The organism is Streptomyces sp. NPDC043876, assembly GCF_056435825.1.
Genome location: NZ_JBWKDV010000001.1, coordinates 558,292 through 577,936 on the forward strand (window position 1 = coordinate 558,292; position 19,645 = coordinate 577,936).

The following is a 19,645-nucleotide window of genomic DNA, read 5'->3' on the forward strand; positions in this document are numbered from 1 at the left end:
GCACGGCGGCGGGGCCACGGGCGGCCACGCAGCGCCCACACCGAGCTGCGCCCGAGCGCCGACGGCCACACCCGGAAGCCGCCAGGGGGAGGCCGTCCATGGGGCTGCCATTCGTCTTCACGTCCATACCCGCGACCGGCGCCGCACTGCGCGCCGCCGCGCTCGAAATGGTGGTCCTCGCCGGACACCTGCTCCTCTACCCGACCGGGATCCTCCCGGAACGGCCGGCGGCGCGCGCCGGCCGCGGATCCTGCGCCGCTGCCCCGCCGGGTACGGGGGCCCGGCCGCCGGCGCTGCTGCTGCACGGCTTCACGGACAACCGCGCCGTCTTCGTACTGCTGCGCCGCGCCCTCGCCCGGGGCGGCCACCGCCGGGTGGAGACGTACGACTACTCGCCCTTCACCCGGGATGTGCGCGCCGCGGCCCGGCTGCTCGCCGACCGCGTCGACGACCTGTGCGCGCGCACCGGAGCACAGCGGGTGGACCTGGTCGGGCACAGCCTCGGCGGCCTCATCGCCCGGTACTACGTCCAGCGCCTCGGCGGCGACACGCGGGTCCGTACCCTCGTCACTCTCGGTACTCCCCACGCGGGCACCCGGGTGGCGCCCGGCGCGGGCGCCCACCCCGTGATCCGGCAGATCCGGCCCGGGTCCGCGGTGATGACCGAGCTGGCCTCGCCCGCGCCGGGCTGCCGGACGCGGTTCGTCGCGTTCTGGAGCGAGTTCGACCAGCTGATGGTTCCGGTGGAGACGGCCCGGCTCGACCATCCTGACCTGCGGGTGGAGAACGTCCAGGTCACCGGCATCGGACACCTCGCGCTGCCCAAGCACCCGGCGGTCATCGCCGCCGTCCACCGGGCCCTCGACGGCCCGGCCCTCCTCGCTCCGGCCGCTCCGGGAACCGCCTCCGTCGCCTGAACGCGAGCCGCTCGACAGTCGAACGCATTTCGAACCCAGGGCCAAGGCTGTGTCTTCGCGCGACCGAAAGACGGCCGAATGCCCGGTTCCGGAAACTCGGGAACCCCTGGAAGATTGTCGTTGCCAGTAACCGACGGGTACAGTCGCGCCACTGCTCTCCCCGGGGTCCCCGCACCCCCCGGCCACCCAGGCTCCCCACCGCCGAGGCGAAAGAGATGTTGGTGAACGACAGCCCCACGTCGGGCCAGTATCCGGATAACGGATATGACGGCCTTTCCACCACCACCTTCGCTGGTAACGACCCCTACGTTTCCTTCGAAACGCAGGGCCAGGGATACAACTACGGCGCCTACGCGGCCTCGTACGACACCGCCTCCCACGAGACCGGTGCCTACGACACCACCGCGTGGAACGTCCCGGTCCAGGACGGCTACCTCGCCGCCATCCCCGCGCAGACCGCCGCCGAGGACACCACCGGCCAGTGGGACACCAGCGCCTGGAGCACGGAGTACCAGCCGGCGTCCTTCGGCTACGACGGCGCGGCGGCCCACGGCGGCGCGGCCCACGGCGGCTCCTTCACCGAGGACCCCTCCGCCTCCGGCCAGTGGGCGATGCCGGGTTACGGCACGACGGGCACCGAGACCGGCGCCTACGACGCGACCGCCTGGAACACCGTGACCCCGGAGGAACTGCCGCAGCAGTTCCAGCCGGAGGCGGCCTACGCCTACCCGTACGCGTACGACGCCACCACGGTCAGCCCCGCCTACGACGCCGGTTACGCGAACGGCGCCTACGAGAACGCCGCCTACGGGGGCACGGACGGGCACGCCGACGCGACCGTGGACGTGGTGTCGTCCGAGGACGGCGCGGCGGAGCGGGACGAGGAGGCCGGTCTCGCGGCCGCCCTGCACGCGGACCTGCCCACCCAGACCATGGCGACGACCCCGCCCGTGCCGCGCTCCGCGCGCCGGGCCGCGCCCGCCAAGGGCGGCGCGAACGGCAGCCCGGCGGGCAGCGGGGGCGGCGGCAGCGCCGGCCGTCGCCGGTCCCCGGCCAAGCGGTCCGCGCTGCTGACCGTCGCCGTCCCCTCGGTCTGCGTCATAGGAGTCGCGGGCGTGGCCGCCGCCGCCGTGGGCGGACTGCCCACCGGTGACAAGCCGTCGAGCGACACCACCACGATGGCCGCGCCCGATCCGGCCTCGGTGAAGCCGGTCGCCGCGAACAGCAAGCTCGACACCCAGCTCGCCGCGCTCAGCGCGGACGCGGGCGACTTCGCCGACCGGGCCAGCCGCACTCAGGAGCGCATCGACCTGAAGGAGCGGCAGGACCTGGAGAAGAAGAAGCGCGCGGAGGAGGCGGCGGCCAAGGAAGCGGCCCGCCCCAAGTTCTCCCTCCCGGTCGACCAGCACGGCCTCAGCGCGGGCTTCGGGCAGGCCGGCGGCATGTGGATGTCCGTGCACACCGGCATCGACTTCCCGGTCTCCTACGGCACCCCGGTCATGGCCGCCACCGACGGGACCGTGCGCACCCAGTGGAACAGCGCCTACGGCAACATGGCCATCGTCGTCTCGCCCGACGGCACCGAGACCTGGTACTGCCACCTGAGCAGCACCAAGATCCGGTCCGGCAAGGTGAAGGCCGGTGACGTCATCGCGTACTCCGGCAACTCCGGCAACTCCACCGGCCCGCACCTGCACTTCGAGGTCCGGCCGGACAGCGGCTCCCCGATCGACCCGCAGGCGTGGCTGCGCACCCACGGCCTCAACCCGAACTAGCCGCTCGCGTACGGAAAGGGGGCGGGTCCCGGGGCGTTCACCCCGGGGCCCGCCCCCTTTCCGTACGCGAGCGCGCCGCGGCCCGCGCGCTACAGCTTCTGCACGGGCGCGTAGCGCAGCAGCAGCCGCTTCGGCTTCTCGTCCCCGAAGTCGATGGTGGCCTGCGCGTCCGCGCCGGTGCCCTTGACCTCCATCACCGTGCCCAGGCCGAACTGGTCGTGCGTGACCCGGTCCCCCACCAGCAGCGTGATGACCGGCTTGTCCGAGGTCCGGCGCGTCGCGAAACCGGACGGGCCCGTCCTGGAGCGCGAGGAGGACAGGAAGGACTCGGGCGACGTGCCGAAGGCGGCCCCGCCTCCCCCGCCCGAGCGCGAGCCGGACGTGCTGCGCATCGGGCCCGCGGGCTTCTGCGCGCCCGTCCGCTTCCACTGGAGGTACTGGTCCGGGATCTCCTCCAGGAACCGCGAGGGCGGGTTGTACGAGGGCGTGCCCCAGGCGCTGCGCATCGAGGAGCGGGTCAGGTACAGCCGCTCGCGCGCGCGGGTGATGCCGACGTACGCGAGGCGCCGCTCCTCCTCCAGCTCCTTGGTCTGGCCGAGCGCCCGCATGTGCGGGAAGACGCCGTCCTCCATGCCGGTCACGAAGACCACCGGGAACTCCAGGCCCTTGGCGGTGTGCAGGGTCATCAGGGTGATGACGCCCGTGCCCTCGGTGTCCTCGTCCGGGATCTGGTCGGAGTCGGCCACCAGCGCGACCTGCTCCAGGAACTCCGCCAGCGTGCCCGGCCCCACCACGGGGGCCGCTGCCCCGGCGTCCGGATCGGCGTCGGCGCCCGCCGCCACGGCCGCGTCCGTGGCGGCCGTCGCCGCGTCCGTGGCAGCAGCCGCCGCGGTGGCGTCCGTGCCCGCGGCCGGTGCCGCGTCCGCGGCCGCCGCCCGCGCCTGCTCGAACTCCAGGGCCACGGCGGCGAGTTCCTGGAGGTTCTCGATCCGCGTCTCGTCCTGCGGGTCGGTCGACGCCTGGAGTTCGGCGAGGTAGCCCGTACGCTCCAGGACCGCTTCCAGCACCACCGCCGGGCCCGCGCCCGAGTCGACGATCGTGCGCAGTTCCTCCATGAGCACGTTGAACCGCTTGACCGCGTTGGTCGAGCGCGCGGCCATGCCGTACGCCTCCTCCACGCGCTTGAGCGCCTGCGGGAAGGTGATCTTCTCGCGCAGGGCCAGCGCGTCGATCATCGCCTCGGCGCGGTCGCCGATGCCGCGCTTGGGCACGTTCAGGATGCGGCGGAGCGGGACCGCGTCCTCCGGGTTCGAGAGCACGCGCAGGTAGGCCAGGACGTCCCGGACCTCCTTGCGCTCGTAGAACCGCACGCCGCCGACGACCTTGTAGGGCAGGCCGACCCGGATGAAGATCTCCTCGAACACGCGGGACTGGGCGTTGGTCCGGTAGAAGACGGCGACGTCGCCCGCCTTGGCGTCGCCCGCGTCGGTGAGCCGGTCGATCTCGTCGGCGACGAACTGCGCCTCGTCGTGCTCGGTGTCCGCGACGTAGCCGGTGATTCCGGCGCCCGAGCCGGCCTGCGTCCACAGGTTCTTCGGGCGGCGGTTCTCGTTGCGCTCGATGACCGCGTTGGCGGCGGAGAGGATCGTCTGGGTGGAGCGGTAGTTCTGCTCCAGCAGGATCGTCTTCGCGTTCGGGTAGTCCTCCTCGAACTGGAGGATGTTGCGGATCGTCGCGCCGCGGAAGGCGTAGATCGACTGGTCCGCGTCACCCACGACGCACAGCTCGGCGGGCGCCAGGTCCGGGTAGCCGGTGCCGACCAGCTCGCGCACGAGCGTGTACTGGGCGTGGTTGGTGTCCTGGTACTCGTCGACCAGCACGTGCCGGAAGCGGCGCCGGTAGTGCTCGGCGACGTCCGGGAACGCCTGGAGCAGGTGCACCGTGGTCATGATGATGTCGTCGAAGTCGAGGGCGTTGGCCTCGCGCAGCCGCGCCTGGTACATCGCGTACGCCTGGGCGACGGTCTTCTCGAAGCCGTCGACGGCCTGCACCGCGAACTCGTCGGCGTCGATCAGCTCGTTCTTCAGGTTGGAGACCTTGGCGCTGAACGACTTGGGCGGGAAGCGCTTCGGGTCCAGGTCCAGGTCCCGGCAGACGAGCGCCATCAGGCGCTTGGAGTCCGCCGCGTCGTAGATCGAGAAGGACGAGGTGAAGCCGAGGCGCTTGGACTCGCGGCGCAGGATGCGCACGCACGCGCTGTGGAAGGTCATCACCCACATCGCGTTCGCGCGCGGGCCGACCAGCTCCCCGACGCGCTCCTTCATCTCACCGGCGGCCTTGTTGGTGAAGGTGATCGCCAGGATCTGGCCCGGGTGGACGCCGCGCGCGCCCAGCAGGTGGCCGATGCGGTGGGTCAGGACCCGGGTCTTGCCGGAACCGGCGCCGGCCACGATCAGCAGCGGGGAGTCCGCGTGCACGACGGCGGCGCGCTGCTGTTCGTTGAGGCCGACGAGCAGCGCCTCCGGGTCGATGACCGGCCGGGGGGACCCGCCCCGGTAGTAGGCGTCCCCGTGCAGGGGCGCGTCGAAGCGGCCCCCGAAGAGGTCGTCGGCGCCCGCTTCCGGGGCGTGGTCCTCGGGCGGCGGCGGAGGCTCCTCGTGAGAGGGGGTGAGGTCCGCCAGGAAACTGTCGTCAAAGAGGCTGCTCATCGCCTTCCGAGTCTAGGGCCCGGGACCGACAGCCGGTCCCGGCCCCGGAAATCCGGTCCGTCACACCGCGGTGACCAGCGGTCGATCGGTCCAGGTCGGCAAGGGGCGGACCCGATCAATCGAGGTCAGCTGCGGACAGTTCGGATCATCTCGTCACCCACCCGTTACTTTCAGGTTTAGCGTCCTCCCCCAAGACCGCACGCAGTCACCACCGCGCGCACCGGATCATCAGGGAAGGACGTGAGGCCCCCGTGGCCAGTCATCGAAAGCCCAGGCAGCGCCCGCTCCTCTCCGGCGGCACCTTCCGCACCGCCGCCACCCTCGCCCTCGCGGGCGCTGCCACCGCCACCGCCTGCGAAGGCACCTCCCAGGCCGACCCCCAGCTCACCCCGGACCAGGTCAAGTCCCAGGTGGACCGGCTCTACCAGGAGGCCGAGGCGGCGACGGAGCAGTACAACGGGGCGAAGGAGAAGGCCGAAGCGGCGCAGAAGTCCCTGACCGGGCTGCGCGACGAGGCGGCCCGCAAGACCGACCGGCTGAACAGCGCGCGCGCCGCCCTCGGCTCGCTCGCCGCCTCGCAGTACCGCAGCGGGAGCCTGGGCACCGCCGTGCAGCTCGCGCTCGCGGAGGACCCGCAGGAGTACCTCGACCGGGCCGCGTTCATCGCGCGGGCCGGCGACCGCAGCGCCGCCGAGGTGGCCACCGTACGGCGACAGCTCGACGAGGTCGGGCGCCTGCGGGACAAGGCGGCGGGCCGGATCGCGGAGCTGCGCGCCCACGAGGCCGAACTGGCCGACCGCAAGGCCGTCATCGAGGGCAAGCTCGACGCCGCCAAGCAGCTGCTCGCCAAGCTCACGGCCGAGGAGCGCGCCCGGTACGAGGCCCGGGGCGCGGCGTCCGGCGGCGCGACCGGCTCCGGTACGGCGCCGACTCCCCCGCCGGCCGCCGATGGTTCCCGGGCGGCCAAGGCGGTGGCCTTCGCCTACGGGGCGCTCGGCAAGCCGTACGTCTGGGGCGCCACCGGGCCCGGTTCCTTCGACTGCTCGGGGCTGACCCAGGCGGCCTGGCAGGCGGCCGGGGTGTCCCTGCCGCGCACCACCTACACCCAGATCAACGCCGGCCACCGCGTCTCCCGCGACCGGCTCGCCCCCGGCGACCTGGTGTTCTTCTACTCCGGGATCAGCCACGTCGGCCTCTACGTCGGCAACGGCCAGATGATCCACGCCCCGCACCCCGGAGCCCCGGTCCGACTCGCCCCGATCTCCTCGATGCCGTGGGCGGGCGCCTCCCGCCCGGCGTGAACGCCGGGCCGCCGCCGCGCCCTCCCTGCCCGCCGGGGAGGTCAGACCAGGCGGCGCGCCGTCGCCCAGCGGGTCAGCTCGTGCCGGTTGGAGAGCTGGAGCTTCCTGAGCACCGCCGAGACGTGCGACTCGACCGTCTTGACCGAGATGAAGAGCTGCTTGGCGATCTCCTTGTACGCGTACCCGCGGGCGATGAGCCGCAGCACCTCCCGCTCGCGCTGGGTCAGCCGGTCGAGGTCCTCGTCGACCGGCGGCGCGTCCGTCGAGGCGAAGGCGTCCAGGACGAAGCCCGCCAGCCGGGGCGAGAACACCGCGTCGCCGTCCTGCACCCGGAAGACCGAGTCGACCAGGTCGGCGCCGGTGATGGTCTTGGTGACGTAGCCGCGCGCGCCGCCCCGGATGACGCCGATGACGTCCTCGGCGGCGTCCGACACGGACAGCGCCAGGAAGCGCACCGGGTGCTCCGCCGCCGTCATCAGCGGGGCGCAGCGGCGCAGCACCTCGACGCCGCCGCCGCCGGGGAGGTGGACGTCGAGGAGGACCACCTCGGGCCGGGTGGCGGTGATGACGGTGACGGCCTGGTCGACGTCGGCGGCCTCGCCGACGACCTCGACGCCGGTGCGTTCCGTCTCGCCGATCTCGGCCTGCACGCCCGTGCGGAACATCCGGTGGTCGTCGACGAGCACCACCTTGACCCTCCTGGTCCCGCCCCCGGTGGTCGCGTTGTCCTCGGTCATGCCGGCATCGCCGCCCTCTCCATCTCCAGTTCGACTTCCGTGCCGCCGTCGGGCGCGGACCGCAGCCGCGCGGTCCCGCCGTTGCGCTGCATCCGGCCGATGATCGATTCTCGTACGCCCATGCGGTCGCCGGGTACCGCGTCGAGGTCGAAGCCCGGGCCGCGGTCCCGTACGGACACGAACACCGTCCGCCCCTCGACCTCGGCGTAGACCTGGACGGGCCCGCCCTCGCCACCGTACTTGGCGGCGTTGACCATCGCCTCGCGCGCGGCCTGCACCTGTGCCACCAGCTTCTCGTCGAGCGGGCAGTCGCCGACGACGACGACCTCGATGGGCACGCCGTGGTGGTCCTCGACGTCGGCCGCGGTCTTCTTGACGGCCTCGGCGAGGGTGTCCGGTTCCTCGGCCTCGTCCTTGCCGGTGCCCTCCGGCTTGTAGAGCCAGTTCCGCAGCTCGCGCTCCTGGGCGCGGGCCAGGCGCCGGACCTCGCCCGCGTCCTCGGCGTTGCGCTGGATCAGGGTGAGGGTGTGCAGCACCGAGTCGTGGACGTGCGCGGCGACCTCGGCCCGCTCCTGGGCGCGGATGCGCATGAGGCGTTCCTCGGAGAGGTCCTGGGTCATCCGGATCAGCCAGGGTCCGGCAAGCAGCGCTATCCCGACGAGGACGGCGAGGGTGGCGGTCAGTACGTTGCCCAGCTGGGCGGCGGAGCCCCGTACGACGATGAAGACGGTGAGGCCGACGCCGACCAGGACGACTCCGGCGAGCGCGCGGGCCAGCTGGAGGAGCTGCCCGTGCCGTCCGGCGGCGGAGCTCCAGTGGGCGCGGCGGGCGTTGTCGGCCTGCCGCCACACCAGCACCACGCCGGCGCCGACCAGCAGCGTCGGCCAGATGTAGCGGTCGGCTTTCTGGTCCCCGGCCTGGAGCTTGGAGATGAAGATGCCCGCGCCGATGAACAGCGCGATCAGTGCGGTGACCTGCCCGCGGTCGGGTTTGCGCAGCCGCCTGCTGCCGTCGGCGAGGGTCTCGAAGAAGGAGCGGTGCCCGGTGCTGCCGCCGATGCCGAGCGGTACGAAGACCCAGAACGCGGCGTAAAGCAGCATCCCGAGGCCGTCCCCGAACAGGAAGGTGCCGAGGAAGGCGAGCCGGACCCAGAGCACGGGCAGCCCGAGGTGCCCGGCGAGCCCGCGGGCGACTCCGCCGAGCATCCGTCCGTCGGCGCTGCGGTAGAGCCTGCGCGCCGGGGTGGCGGTGTTCTCGGCGGAGGCCTGGGGGTGCGGGGTGCGGGGGGCGGCTGCGGCGGGCATGTCACCGATGGTCACACGCGCGGCGGGTCCGGGACATCAGGGCAGCCCCCCAGTTCCGTCAGGGGGATATCAGGGTCGCACCAGGGTCGGGGCCGGTGCCGCAGGGCCCGGCGGCCCGGCACCATGGACCCATGACCGACGTGCACGATCCCCCTCCGCTTGCGGCGACGGACCCCGCCGACCGGCCGCCGCTGCGCCGCAGCAGGCGCGACAAGGTCCTCGCGGGCGTGTGCGGGGGCCTCGGCCGGTACTTCGACCTGGACCCGGTGGTCTTCCGGATCGTGCTCGGCGTCCTCGCGGTCACCGGCGGCGTCGGCCTGATCTTCTACGGCTTCGCCTGGCTGCTGCTGCCCCAGGAGGGCGAGGAGGACAGCGAGGCGAAGAAGCTGCTGACGGGGCGGGTCGAGGGAGCCACGCTGGCGGCGGTGTTCGCGGCGCTCGTCGGCTGCGCGCTGTTCCTGACCATGGCGGACAACGGCGCGATGGCGGTCTTCTCCGTCCTGGTCATCCTGGGGCTGGCCGGGGCCGCGTACTGGTCCCAGCGCCGCCGCCACACCGGCGACCCGGAGACCCGCCCGCCCGATCCGCAGGAGGGGCGCCAAGGCGCGGCGCAGCGCGCGCCGCACCGTCCGGCGCCCCCGGAGACGCAGGCCCCGCCCGCGCCCGGCGGGCCGTCCTGGTGGCGGGATCCGCTGGTCAAGGACGGCACGACCGGCCCGGTCGGGACCACGGGCTACCTGTGGGGGCCGGACGACGCGGTCGCCGCGGCGGACGGCCCGGGCCCGGCGGCCGCGGCGCCGCGCGCCGCCGCTCCGGCCGCCCCCCGGGGCGGGATCGGGGGCCGGGTCTTCGTGCTGGCGCTGCTGGCCGCGATCGCGGGGACGGCGAGCGCCTGGCAGGCCGGGCCGCTGGGGCACGCGCTGCAGATCGGTTTCGCAGCGGCGCTGGCGGTGTTCGGTCTGGGCCTCGCCTTCAGCTCGGTCGTCGGCCGGACCGGTTTCGGGACGGTCCTGCTGGGGCTGCTCACGGCGGTGCTGCTGGCGGGGGCCACGGTGCTGCCGCGGGAGGTGGGCACCGACTGGCGCCGGGTGGAGTGGCGGCCGGCCGCGGTGGCCGACGTACGGCCCGCGTACGCGGCGGGCACCGGGCTGGTCACGCTGGACCTGAGCCGCCTGGACGTGCCCAAGGGGACCACCCTCGTGGTGGGCGCCGCGCTCGACGCGGGGCGGCTCAAGGTGATCGTGCCGCGGGAGGTCACCGCGAAGGCCGACGTCCGGATCACCTGGGGGGACCTGCGCCTGCCCGGCGAGTACGCGGGCGCCGTACGGATCCAGCGCCACCTCGCGCGGACGGCGACCGTGGCGCCCGCCCCCGGCACCGAGGCCGGCGGGACGATCGAACTGCACCTGGAGACGGGTGCCGGACAGGTGGAGGTGGCCCGTGCGGCGTCATGAGTTCCAGCCGGGGCGGCTGCTGGCGGGGCTGGTCCTGCTGGCCGGGGGCGTGCTGTACCTGCTCGACGCCGCCGGCGAGCGGGACGTGCCCTGGTTCCTGATCGTCCCGCTGGCCTTCGGCGGGCTGGCCCTCGCGGCGCTGGTGGGCGCGACGACCTACGCGGTGCGGCGGGACCGGCGCGACCGGATCACCGCGTCCAGCGAGAGGTAGGGCGCCCCGGCCAGGACCAGCGGCAGCCAGGCCATCAGGTACACGAGGTCGTTGCCGTAGTAGTACGGCGTCACCGCCCACGAGACCGTCAGCCACAGGCTGAGCGAGATCAGGGCGCCGCCGGCCGCCGCGAGCCGGGTCAGCAGCCCGGCCAGCACGCCCAGGCCGACCAACAGCTCGCCGACGGCCAGCGCCACCGCGAACCCGACGGGCGCCTTGAGGGCCAGGTCCACCAGGGCGGGGACCGCGGAGGTGTCGCGCACCCCGCGCATCAGCTCGCCGATGGAGCCGTCGCCCGAGGCCGACAGGAACGCGGAGTCGGTCAGCTTGTCCAGGCCCGCGTAGACGAAGGTGACCCCGAGGAAGATCCGCAGGGGCAGGAGCGCGAGGCGCGCGCCCGCCTCCCGCAGGCCGGACGGGCGGGTGGCGCGTTCGGCGCGGTCGGCGCGGTCGGCGCGGTCGGCGCCTTCGCCGCGGGCCGTGCGGTCGGCGCGGGCCGTGCGGTCGGCGGCGCCGGTGCCTTCAGGGAGTTGACTCACGCCTCATGTGTACCGCGCTCCCGCCCGGCGTACCAGAGGGGGAGCCGCTCATTCCGCGACGTCGACGCTGCACCGGTTGGACTCCACCCCGGCCGCCGTCACCACCTGGACGTCGACCCTTCCGGGCTCCACCTCCGCCGGGACCGGCACGGTCAGCACCGTGTCGGAGGGCGTGGTGAACCCGCCCGCGACCGGCACCAGCGGCACGTGCACGTGCACCGTCCCGATCCGCACCACCAGCCGCGCCAGCATCTCGGGCGTCTGCGCCCCGGGCGGTACGAAGCCCACGCCCCGGATCTCGATGTCGTCCCCCGGCCGCACCGAGGCGTCGATGTCCCCCGGTTCCCGGGTCCGCACCACCGACAGCACCAGCGGCCGGGTGCCCTCCGCGTACTTCGCCGCCAGGTACACCGCCGCCGACAGCGCCACCAGCAGTGCCAGCGCCCACGGCAGCCGCGGGAACCGGTCGGGGAACCGGGCCAGCGTCACCGCCGCGTAGGCCAGCACCACCGTGGACACCAGCGCGTACTGCGCGTCCGGGAAGCTCCCGCGCCCCGCGTCGTCGGTCAGCAGGTCCGCCCCGCGCGGCCGGTCCGCGGGCAGCTTCTGGAGCCGCTGCCCCATGATCCGTACGGCGACCACGCGCCGGACCAGTACGGCGACCCCCGCGGTCAGCGCGACCACGCTCAGCAGCGGCAGCGCCCGCCACAGCCCGAGCCCGGCGTAGAGCGCGGTCCGCTCCGGCCCGGCCGGACCGGCGGCCAGCCGCAGCGCGGGCAGCAGCGCCGCGAAGGCGGTCAGCACCAGCCAGGCGCACGCCACCGTCTTGGAGGTGGACAGCCGGTTGTCCTCGCCGACCATCGGGGCCAGCAGCCCGCCCCGCAGCGTCTGGGCGCGGGCGCCCACCGTCAGCAGCCCCGCCAGCACGAGGGCGGCCAGCAGCCCGGCGGTGCGCGCCGTGCTCCACCCGTTGCCCACCGCGGTGGCGACCTGGACGAGCAGCAGCACCCCCGCGGCGATCCACACGGCGAGCACGGCCCGGCGCGAGAGCAGGTGGAGCCAGGAGTGCCCGGCCTCGCGGCCGCGGGCTGCCACCGTGCGGGCGGACAGGGTGAGTTCGTCCGAGACCCACTGGCGGGAGGCCCCGGCCGAGCGGGCGACGGCGGCGGGCAGGCCCTGCCCCGCGGCGAGCCCGTCACGCTGCTCCAGGAAGGCTTCCACCGCGCGGCGGTGGCCTTCCCGGGCGCCGTGCGGGCAGTCGTCACAGGTGCAGCCGCCGCCGTGGGTACTTCTGTGGATCTCTTGGACAGCCACGTGCGTGCCGCCTCTCTGACTACCTTCGTGCAACTACCGGGGAATGCCAGCGAATTGTGCACCACTGCGGCAGTGCTCCGGATTGCGCACGATGTCAGAGCAGGTGATTAACCGTTCATGATGTTGACGCCACCTTCCGTGATCCCGGGGCCACGCCCCGCGTCACGGCTGCTCCCACAGCGGCTGGCAGTTCACCCAGGCCGCCAGGTCGGAGCCGAACCGTTCCCTGGTCAGGGCCGCGCCGTGGTGGTCGATGAGCACCGGCTTCCCGGCCGCCCGGGCGATCAGCTGCACCTGCGCCGCCCGTTCCGCCGCGAGGAACCACCACAGCGCCGCGTCCACCGAGTCCCCGACGGTCAGCAGCCCCTGGTTGCGCAGCACCAGCGCCTTGTACGGGCCCAGCGCCCGCCCGATCCGCTCCGGATCCGCGCCGCCGCCCGCGTACTCGTCCAGCAGCGCGTGGTCCTCGTAAAAACAGCAGGCCTCGTGGGTGATCGGGGCCAGCAGCTCGCCGAGGGCCGCGAGCGCCCTGCCGTACGGGGCCTGCGCGCGGACCACGGACACCACCTCGGGCCGCGCCCGGTGCACGGCCGCGTGGACGGCGAAGGCCAGCTGGTTGACCCGCCGCTCCCCCTGGAGCACCCGGCCCTCCCCGTCGACGAGCAGCAGGTCGCCGGGGCCGAGCCCGGCGAAGGCCCGCCCGAAGGGGTTCACCCAGTAGCAGTCCTCGAACTCCGGGTCGCGGGCGGTGACGTGCCCGGCGACCCCGTCCTCGTACCCGAGGCGGCCCAGCAGCCGCAGCGCCCCGGCGAGCCGCTCCTTGCGGTGCGCGCGGGCCTCCCCGGCGGTGGCGAAGACCGGCGGCAGCTCGAAGCCGAGCTGTTCCACGGGCACGGGGGCGGGGGCGGGCGGGTGCGCGGGTCGCTCGGCCATGGGCCCTCCTGTCAGGGTCGCGTCCTTTCGAGGCCGCGGCGCAAGGTACCGGGGGCCGGGCGAAGTGGCCAGAGAAGGGGCGGCCGGAGAAGGGGCGGCCGGAGAAGGGGCGGCCGGAGAAGGGGCGGCCGGAGAAGGGGCGGCCGGAGAAACGGCGGAGCCGCCGGCCCCGGAAGGGGACGGCGGCTCCGGTCGTGCGGACGGGGAGGGCTACTCCCACTCGATGGTGCCCGGCGGCTTGCTCGTGCAGTCCAGGACCACGCGGTTCACGTCCGCCACCTCGTTGGTGATGCGGGTGGAGATCTTGGCCAGCACCTCGTACGGCATGCGCGTCCAGTCCGCGGTCATCGCGTCCTCGGAGGAGACGGGGCGCAGCACGATCGGGTGGCCGTAGGTGCGGCCGTCGCCCTGGACGCCGACGCTGCGGACGTCCGCGAGCAGGACGACCGGGCACTGCCAGATCTCACGGTCCAGGCCGGCCGCGGTCAGCTCGTGGCGGGCGATGGCGTCGGCCTCGCGGAGCAGGTCCAGGCGCTCCTTGGTGACCTCGCCGACGATGCGGATGCCCAGGCCCGGGCCCGGGAAGGGCTGGCGCTGGACGATCTCGTCCGGCAGGCCCAGCTCCTGGCCGACCATCCGGACCTCGTCCTTGAACAGCTGGCGCAGCGGCTCGACGAGCTCGAACTCGATGTCGTCGGGGAGCCCGCCCACGTTGTGGTGGGACTTGATGTTGGCGGTGCCGGTGCCGCCGCCGGACTCGACGACGTCCGGGTACAGGGTGCCCTGGACCAGGAAGGCGACCGCGGGGCCGTCCTCCTGGAGGATCTCCAGCTGGGCCTGCTCGAAGACGCGGATGAACTCGCGGCCGATGATCTTCCGCTTGGTCTCCGGGTCGGAGACCCCGGCGAGCGCGGTCAGGAAGCGCTCCTGCGCGTCGACGACCTTCAGCTGCACGCCGGTGGCCGCGACGAAGTCCTTCTCGACCTGCTCGGTCTCGCCCTTGCGCATCAGGCCGTGGTCGACGTACACGCAGGTGAGCTGCGAGCCGATGGCCTTCTGGACGAGGGCCGCGGCCACGGCGGAGTCGACGCCGCCGGAGAGGCCGCAGATGGCGCGCTTGTCGCCGACCTGCTCGCGGATGGCCGCGATCTGCTCCTCGACGATGTTGCCGGTGGTCCAGGTGGGGGCCAGGCGGGCGCCGCGGTAGAGGAAGTGCTCCAGGATCTGCTGGCCGTGCGTGGAGTGCATGACCTCGGGGTGGTACTGGACCCCGTACAGCCGCTTCTCGTCGTTCTCGAAGGCGGCGACCGGGACGACGCCGGTCGAGGCGGTGACGGCGAAGCCCTCGGGGGCGGCCGAGCAGGCGTCGCCGTGCGACATCCACACGGACTGGTTCGCGGGGGTGCCCTCGAAGAGGGTCGAGCCGGACTTGGAGACGGCCAGGTCGGTACGGCCGTACTCGCGGGCGCCGGAGTTGTCGACGGTGCCGCCGAGGGTGGTCGCCATCAGCTGGAAGCCGTAGCACATGCCGAAGACGGGGACCCCGGCCTCGAACAGGCCGCGGGCGTCGTCCAGGCGCGGCGCACCCTCCTCGTACACGGAGGACGGACCGCCGGAGAGGATGATCGCCTTGGGGTTCTTGGCCAGCATCTCCCCCACGGGCATCGTGCTGGGCACGATCTCGCTGTAGACCCGGGCCTCACGGACGCGGCGGGCGATGAGCTGGGCGTACTGGGCGCCGAAGTCGACGACGAGAACCGTGTCCGGGGCGCTGTCGTGGGCGGCGGAGGGTGCTTCTGGCACGGGGCGGCCTTCCGGCGGGAGAGGGTGGCTGTTTTGTCGATTCTACCGGTGGCGCAGGGCCCCGCTTTGTCGCACCATCCGAGGCCCGCGTCACCGCCCGAGCGCCCGCCGCGCCTCCCCGATCACCCGCTGGGCGTCGGCCCCGTACACGGCGGACTCGCGGAGCGTCTCCCAGACGCGGAGGTGGGTGGCGACGCTGTCGGCGTCGTCCAGCCACAGCTCGGCGTGCCAGGTCTCCACGATCACCTGGCGGTCGTCGTAGATCCAGAACCCGGTGGCGGGCGGGATCTTCAACGCCGCCCCGAACGGGACGATCCCCAGCTCCACGGTGTCGAGCCCGACCACCCCGAGCAGCCGGTCCAGCTGCGCGGCGAGGACGGGGGCCGGGCAGATCCGGGCGTGGAGCGCGGCCTCCCACATGACCAGGTGGAAGCGCTTGGCGGGGTCGTACAGCCCCTCCTGGCGCCTCATCCGCGAGCGCACCGCCTCTTCCGTGTCCCGGGGAGACTGCTGGAGCTCGGCGTACCGGGTGAAGATCGACCGTGCGTAGTCGGGCGTCTGAAGGATGCCCATGACCATGGACGTCTCCCACCCCCGGAACACCGAAGTGTCGCCGTGCACGGCGAGGTGGGTGTCCTGCACGCGCTGGTGCCCGGTGCTGAGCTGGCGCCGCCAGGACCGGATGTGGCTCTCGAAGCCCCGGAGCCGGGCGAGCAGTTCGTCGTACGCCTCGGGCTGCCCGGTCCCGTCCGCCCACGCGCGGAGGTCTTCGGGCGTCGCCGTCTGCCTGCCGTTCTCCAGCTTGCTGACCTTGGGCTGCGGCCAGCCCAGGCGCCGGGCCAGCGCCGCACCGGTGAGCCGACCGTCGGCAGCCGCGAGACGGAGTTCGCGCAGCCGTATGCCGAGCGCTTCCCGTGCCTGCTGATAATCCGTGCTCACCGGTACCCGCTCATTGCCGCTACTTGGCCTCGAACTCCTCGTACGGCACAGCGTAGTGCGATGCCGCGTCGCGCACTTGGGCGTAGCGGAGCACCTCCGCGGGCTCCGTGATCAGCTCGACGTCGACGAAGTTGTCGTCCTCGTCGAAGTTCAGCAGCGCGACCGTCCGCGAGTCGAGGATCCAGAAGTCCGCTTCGGGAAGGTTCAGCCGCTCGGCGTCGCTGCGCCGGAGGATCCGGATGTCCTCGCCCAGCGCGCTGTTCCTGCGTGCGTTGTCGAGCAGGTAGAGCTGCCCGGGGGTAGCCGGTTCGTCGACGATCCGCACGCGCTCGAAGCGCTTCCCCAGCGCGACCTGTTCACGGCGCTCGGCGCACCACTGCGGGTCGGTGCCCTGCCAGTCCACGGGCTCGCCGCGGGTGAACTGGCGTAGGTCTCGGTGGCTTCGTCCGAGGCGTACCGACGCCGGGTCTCCAGCCGCCACGTCACGTGCTCGAACCGCGTGAACAGCCGGTCGAACTCGTCCAGGTCGATATCGAGGCCGGGAGGGCCGGCGGCTACGGATTCAGGGGCTCCCTGAGAGAATTACCGGATATAGCTCCCGGTCGGCCGAGAATAATCGCGCATAGCTCCTGTCGCCCCCAACACCCGGTTCCTAGCGTGCTGTTCATGGCATCGCAGACCACCATGAGCCCGCCCGTCCACCTCTCCCTCCCCACCGAGGCCCCCAGACCCGCCCCCGGGTGTGACGTGTGCGCGGCGTTGGCCGGGCAGCGGGGGGAGGCGTACCGGCGGGGGGACCGGTCGGCGGTGTCGGACTGCAACGTCGAGATCACCGCTCACCGCGAGCGGGGCCGGTGTTGAGCCCGCGCGCGGTGTACCGGTACGTGCCGCACACCATCCGGCACGCGCCGGAGGGCGGGGTCACCTACGAGGCCTTCTGCGCGGCGTACGGCTGCGGCGCCGAGTCCGGGCCGCAGGACGGGCAGGGGGCCGCGCAGGACTGGGCGCTGCGGCACGCCGGGCTGAGCGGGCACGACCTGTTCCGGCGGGTGTTCACCGACCACGCGCGCGTGACGCCCGCCGCCGCGGGGCCGTCTCACGATCCGGGCCGGGTTGGCCCGGGAGGGGGCGGAGGGACATAATCCCCTCCATGCGCAAGCAGCTGAGCTTCCTGTTTACCTATGGCACCGGCCGGTCCGGTCGCCATGGGTCATCGTGATGCTCGCTTGAGCCGCTGACTTCCCAGAGCGCCCCGGTCCGACAGGACCGGGGCGCTCTGGCGTTCTCCGGACCTGCGGGCCCCCACCCACCGGAGGAAACCGTGTCCGTCACCACCACCGCCATCACCCCCGCGCAGCTGATCGCCGATTCCCGGGAGCGGATCGACGCCCTCGACGACCGGATCATCGGGCTGATCCAGGAGCGGATGGCCGTCTCGGCCGTCATCCAGGACGCGCGCATCGCCGCGGGCGGGCGGCGGGTGCACCTGTCACGCGAGAACGAGGTGCTCTCGCATTGGAGCAGTGCTCTCGGAAAGGCCGGCACCGCCCTGGCCATGACCCTGCTGGAGCTATCCCGCGGCCGGGTGTGACGCCCGCGCGCGCCTGTTCGTCACTCGTCCGGGCCGTGACCGGCCCCCGCCCGCCCCCGTTGAGCGACGTACCCGTGCCAGCCAGGCGCGGGACCGCAACAACCACGCGTGGCTCCGCCGGAGCGATGGAGACGCCCGCCCCGTGGAGCGTGCGTCGTGGGACCTCGCTCCTTCGCGTGACCGGACGGCAGGGGACAGCAGCCCGGTCACCCATGAAAGACGGCCGGCCCGGGGGACGCCCCGGACCGGCCGTTCTTTCGTCACGCTGCGCTTCACCGCGCCGCTCTTCACCGCAGCGCGCTACACCACTACCCCGCTACGCGCCCGGTCCGGCGCCGGAACCCCACGTACAGCGCGCCGCCCGCCGCCAGCAGCATGGCCGCGCCCAGCGCGAGCGGCGCGGCGGAGCTGCCGGTGGAGGCGAGCGGACCGTTCGAGCCCGTGCCGCCCGTGACGGCGCCCGGCGCCGGGCTGCCCGAGGGGGCGACCGAGACGGAGGTGGACGGGCTCGGCGAGCCCGACGGGGTCGGGCTGCCCGACGTGCTCGGGCTCGGACTGGCGCCGCCCTTCACGTCCAGGACGATCGCGGCGGTGTTGTCGTCCGCCTTCGGGTCGAAGCGGTGCGTGACGACCCCCTGCGGGGCCGCCTCGCCGACGACGACCGACCCCTTGCCCGCGGCGCCCTCGACGGCGCGGTCCACGCGCAGCTCGAAGGCGTAGCGCTCCTGGCCGTCCTCCAGCACCGTCACCCCGCTCTCGCAGAAGTAGCGGGGCGCGCCGAGCTGCTGCTGCGCCGTGCGCTCGCCGCCGTCGGCGTTCACGGCCCGGCACGCCTCGGGCTTCTTGGTGACGGAGGCACCGGCCGGGATGCGGATGTCCGTACGGGCCACGGCGGCGGGCGCCTGCCCGGTGCGCGCGCGGCTGATCCAGGCGGGCCCCAGGTTGCGGAAGCCGAACTCGGCGGTGACGCTCTGGCCGGTCTTGGCCGCAAGCGTGGCGCCGATGGCGGCGAAGTCCGCGGTGTTGGCCGTGTGGAAGGCGAACTCGCGCCGGTTGTCGCCCGGTTCGAGGTCGGTGGCGCTCTTCGCGCTCGTGGCGACGGTGCGCTTCTTGACGGCCAGGGTCTTGCCGGTTCCGGGGGCCTTCCCGGCCGGGGCGGGCAGCGCGCTCCCCGCCTGCGGTCCGGTGCCCGTCTCGTAGATCCCGTAGCCGAGCTGCTCCTCGTACGCCCGCCCGGTGGCGCGGAGGGTCAGCGGGTCCGCCAGTTCGTACGCCTCGCCGGGGCCGAAGTCGCCCTCGAAGGTGCAGAGGGTGACGGCGGTCCGGCCGCCGTCACGGGTGACGCAGTTGTCGTACCGCTCCAGGAACTCCATGCCGCGGGTGGCGGCGAGTTCGAGGACCACGCCGTGCGCGGGCCGGTTGCCGGTGTTGGCGAAGGCGAGCGGCACGGGCTGCTTCTGCCCGGGCACCAGGTCGGCCCGGAGCGGGAGCCTGTCCATCACCAGGTCGGGGCCGCCCACCGTGATCCGCGTGGTGGCGGGCCGGATGGTGGCGCCCTTGACGGTGCCGGTCACGGTGAGGTCGGCGCTCGCGCCGTCCGCGCTGCCCTTGGCCGCGCCGACCAGCAGTTCGAAGCCGGGGCGCACCCCCGGGGCGAGGACCGTTTCCTTGCAGACGAGCGTCGCGGCGGCGCGCACGCACTCGGGGTGCGCGACGGCCGGGTTCTCCCGGACGTCGGCGGTCCCGGCGAGCGCGGCGAGGTCGACGGTGAAGGTGTACTCGCCCTGGAGGGGGGCGGTCGTGCCCGGGTCGAGGGAGTAGGCGAGGAGCGATTCCTTCGCCACGCCCGCCGGGGTCCCCGGGTGGAGCCGGAGGCCGAGTGCGGACGGACCGGTGAGCGGAAAGACGGGGTCCGCGGCGGCGGCCGGGGTGGTCAGCCCCAGAGCCACCAGGCCGGCCGCGGCCAGCAGGGAGATGCGCTTTCTCATGACCATCGAGACTGCCGAACGTCTGCCGCAGTTGCCTGGTTCCCCCTGTGACGGGCATCACGCGCAACCATCCGGAGGGGTCGTGTGTCATTTTCTGTACGGGGTCTGCCCTCGGAGGGGGAGAGCAGACC

Annotated in this window: 17 protein-coding genes and 1 pseudogene; 8 read left to right on the forward strand and 10 right to left on the reverse strand. The window is 73.5% G+C overall.

The features are described from left to right. Nucleotides 1-98: 98 nt before the first annotated feature. The gene (locus AC0693_RS02770) at nt 99-917 is read left to right on the forward strand and encodes an esterase/lipase family protein (RefSeq protein ID WP_478800802.1); all 819 of its coding nucleotides are present in this window, start codon (nt 99-101) and stop codon (nt 915-917) included. Between the two features lie 215 nt (nt 918-1,132). Continuing rightward, complete coding sequence (locus AC0693_RS02775; protein ID WP_478800803.1) at nt 1,133-2,692, forward strand: M23 family metallopeptidase; 1,560 nt, start codon at nt 1,133-1,135, stop codon at nt 2,690-2,692. Between the two features lie 89 nt (nt 2,693-2,781). Here AC0693_RS02775 and AC0693_RS02780 read toward each other — a convergent pair whose 3' ends face one another. Continuing rightward, nucleotides 2,782-5,400: an ATP-dependent DNA helicase gene (locus AC0693_RS02780; RefSeq protein ID WP_478800804.1), complete on the reverse strand. Its 2,619-nt coding sequence runs from the start codon at nt 5,398-5,400 to the stop codon at nt 2,782-2,784. Nucleotides 5,401-5,651: 251 nt separating this feature from the next. Here AC0693_RS02780 and AC0693_RS02785 point away from each other — a divergent pair, with 251 nt between their 5' ends. Further along, entirely contained in the window at nt 5,652-6,701 is a 1,050-nt protein-coding gene (locus AC0693_RS02785; protein WP_469335703.1) for a C40 family peptidase, read from the forward strand. 41 nt (nt 6,702-6,742) lie between these two features. On the opposite strand, the gene AC0693_RS02790 is transcribed toward AC0693_RS02785, so the two are convergent. Then, on the reverse strand, nt 6,743-7,438 hold the full coding sequence (locus AC0693_RS02790; protein ID WP_356403893.1) for a response regulator transcription factor: 696 nt from the start codon (nt 7,436-7,438) through the stop codon (nt 6,743-6,745). Then, nucleotides 7,435-8,742: an ATP-binding protein gene (locus tag AC0693_RS02795; RefSeq protein ID WP_478800805.1), complete on the reverse strand. Its 1,308-nt coding sequence runs from the start codon at nt 8,740-8,742 to the stop codon at nt 7,435-7,437. The genes AC0693_RS02790 and AC0693_RS02795 overlap by 4 nt, the downstream gene beginning before the upstream one ends. A gap of 131 nt (nt 8,743-8,873) precedes the next feature. On the opposite strand from AC0693_RS02795, the gene AC0693_RS02800 reads away from it, so the two are divergent. Together AC0693_RS02800 and AC0693_RS02805 are read left to right on the forward strand one after the other, a co-directional pair. Continuing rightward, nucleotides 8,874-10,196 carry a PspC domain-containing protein gene (locus AC0693_RS02800; RefSeq protein WP_478800806.1) on the forward strand — a complete coding sequence of 441 codons (1,323 nt, stop codon included), beginning with the start codon at nt 8,874-8,876 and terminating at the stop codon, nt 10,194-10,196. Further along, the gene (locus AC0693_RS02805; protein ID WP_356403884.1) at nt 10,183-10,407 is read left to right on the forward strand and encodes a hypothetical protein; all 225 of its coding nucleotides are present in this window, start codon (nt 10,183-10,185) and stop codon (nt 10,405-10,407) included. Before AC0693_RS02800 ends, AC0693_RS02805 begins: the two co-directional genes overlap by 14 nt. Here AC0693_RS02805 and AC0693_RS02810 read toward each other — a convergent pair. The 6 genes and pseudogenes from AC0693_RS02810 to AC0693_RS02835 all read right to left on the reverse strand — a co-directional run. Continuing rightward, nucleotides 10,353-10,817 carry a DoxX family protein gene (locus AC0693_RS02810; protein WP_468463116.1) on the reverse strand — a complete coding sequence of 155 codons (465 nt, stop codon included), beginning with the start codon at nt 10,815-10,817 and terminating at the stop codon, nt 10,353-10,355. The genes AC0693_RS02805 and AC0693_RS02810 overlap by 55 nt on opposite strands. 177 nt (nt 10,818-10,994) lie before the next feature. Further along, nucleotides 10,995-12,260, reverse strand: coding sequence for a hypothetical protein (locus tag AC0693_RS02815; protein WP_478800807.1), 1,266 nt, complete (start codon nt 12,258-12,260; stop codon nt 10,995-10,997). A 162-nt stretch (nt 12,261-12,422) separates the two neighbouring features. Further along, on the reverse strand, nt 12,423-13,193 hold the full coding sequence (locus AC0693_RS02820; RefSeq protein ID WP_356403878.1) for a class II aldolase/adducin family protein: 771 nt from the start codon (nt 13,191-13,193) through the stop codon (nt 12,423-12,425). A 210-nt stretch (nt 13,194-13,403) separates the two neighbouring features. Continuing rightward, nucleotides 13,404-14,996 carry a glutamine-hydrolyzing GMP synthase gene (guaA, locus tag AC0693_RS02825; protein WP_356403875.1) on the reverse strand — a complete coding sequence of 531 codons (1,593 nt, stop codon included), beginning with the start codon at nt 14,994-14,996 and terminating at the stop codon, nt 13,404-13,406. Nucleotides 14,997-15,086: 90 nt separating this feature from the next. After that, complete coding sequence (locus AC0693_RS02830) at nt 15,087-15,935, reverse strand: helix-turn-helix domain-containing protein (RefSeq protein WP_478800808.1); 849 nt, start codon at nt 15,933-15,935, stop codon at nt 15,087-15,089. 19 nt (nt 15,936-15,954) lie between these two features. Continuing rightward, nucleotides 15,955-16,466: pseudogene (locus tag AC0693_RS02835) on the reverse strand (DUF6879 family protein); the annotation flags it as partial. A 135-nt stretch (nt 16,467-16,601) separates the two neighbouring features. Between AC0693_RS02835 and AC0693_RS02840 the strand changes: the two are divergent. From AC0693_RS02840 to AC0693_RS02850, 3 genes are all read left to right on the forward strand, one after another. Next, the gene (locus AC0693_RS02840) at nt 16,602-16,796 is read left to right on the forward strand and encodes a hypothetical protein (protein ID WP_469335716.1); all 195 of its coding nucleotides are present in this window, start codon (nt 16,602-16,604) and stop codon (nt 16,794-16,796) included. Nucleotides 16,797-16,807: 11 nt separating this feature from the next. Continuing rightward, nucleotides 16,808-17,077, forward strand: a complete 270-nt coding sequence (locus AC0693_RS02845; RefSeq protein ID WP_478800992.1) for a DUF7848 domain-containing protein — start codon at nt 16,808-16,810, stop codon at nt 17,075-17,077. Between the two features lie 179 nt (nt 17,078-17,256). Further along, the gene (locus tag AC0693_RS02850; RefSeq protein WP_478800809.1) at nt 17,257-17,526 is read left to right on the forward strand and encodes a chorismate mutase; all 270 of its coding nucleotides are present in this window, start codon (nt 17,257-17,259) and stop codon (nt 17,524-17,526) included. 308 nt (nt 17,527-17,834) lie between these two features. Here the strand turns inward: AC0693_RS02850 and AC0693_RS02855 are convergent, their stop codons facing one another. Continuing rightward, on the reverse strand, nt 17,835-19,514 hold the full coding sequence (locus AC0693_RS02855) for a peptidase (RefSeq protein WP_478800810.1): 1,680 nt from the start codon (nt 19,512-19,514) through the stop codon (nt 17,835-17,837). Nucleotides 19,515-19,645 lie beyond the last annotated feature (131 nt).

Coding starts and splice junctions, on each gene's coding strand:
- AC0693_RS02775 (WP_478800803.1), top strand. CDS start 1,133: ATGTTGGTGAACGACAGCCCCACGTCGGGCCAGTATCCGGATAACGGA.
- AC0693_RS02770 (WP_478800802.1), top strand. CDS start 99: ATGGGGCTGCCATTCGTCTTCACGTCCATACCCGCGACCGGCGCCGCA.
- AC0693_RS02790 (WP_356403893.1), bottom strand. CDS start 7,438: ATGACCGAGGACAACGCGACCACCGGGGGCGGGACCAGGAGGGTCAAG.
- AC0693_RS02780 (WP_478800804.1), bottom strand. CDS start 5,400: ATGAGCAGCCTCTTTGACGACAGTTTCCTGGCGGACCTCACCCCCTCT.
- AC0693_RS02795 (WP_478800805.1), bottom strand. CDS start 8,742: ATGCCCGCCGCAGCCGCCCCCCGCACCCCGCACCCCCAGGCCTCCGCC.
- AC0693_RS02820 (WP_356403878.1), bottom strand. CDS start 13,193: ATGGCCGAGCGACCCGCGCACCCGCCCGCCCCCGCCCCCGTGCCCGTG.
- AC0693_RS02840 (WP_469335716.1), top strand. CDS start 16,602: ATGGCATCGCAGACCACCATGAGCCCGCCCGTCCACCTCTCCCTCCCC.
- AC0693_RS02800 (WP_478800806.1), top strand. CDS start 8,874: ATGACCGACGTGCACGATCCCCCTCCGCTTGCGGCGACGGACCCCGCC.
- AC0693_RS02855 (WP_478800810.1), bottom strand. CDS start 19,514: ATGAGAAAGCGCATCTCCCTGCTGGCCGCGGCCGGCCTGGTGGCTCTG.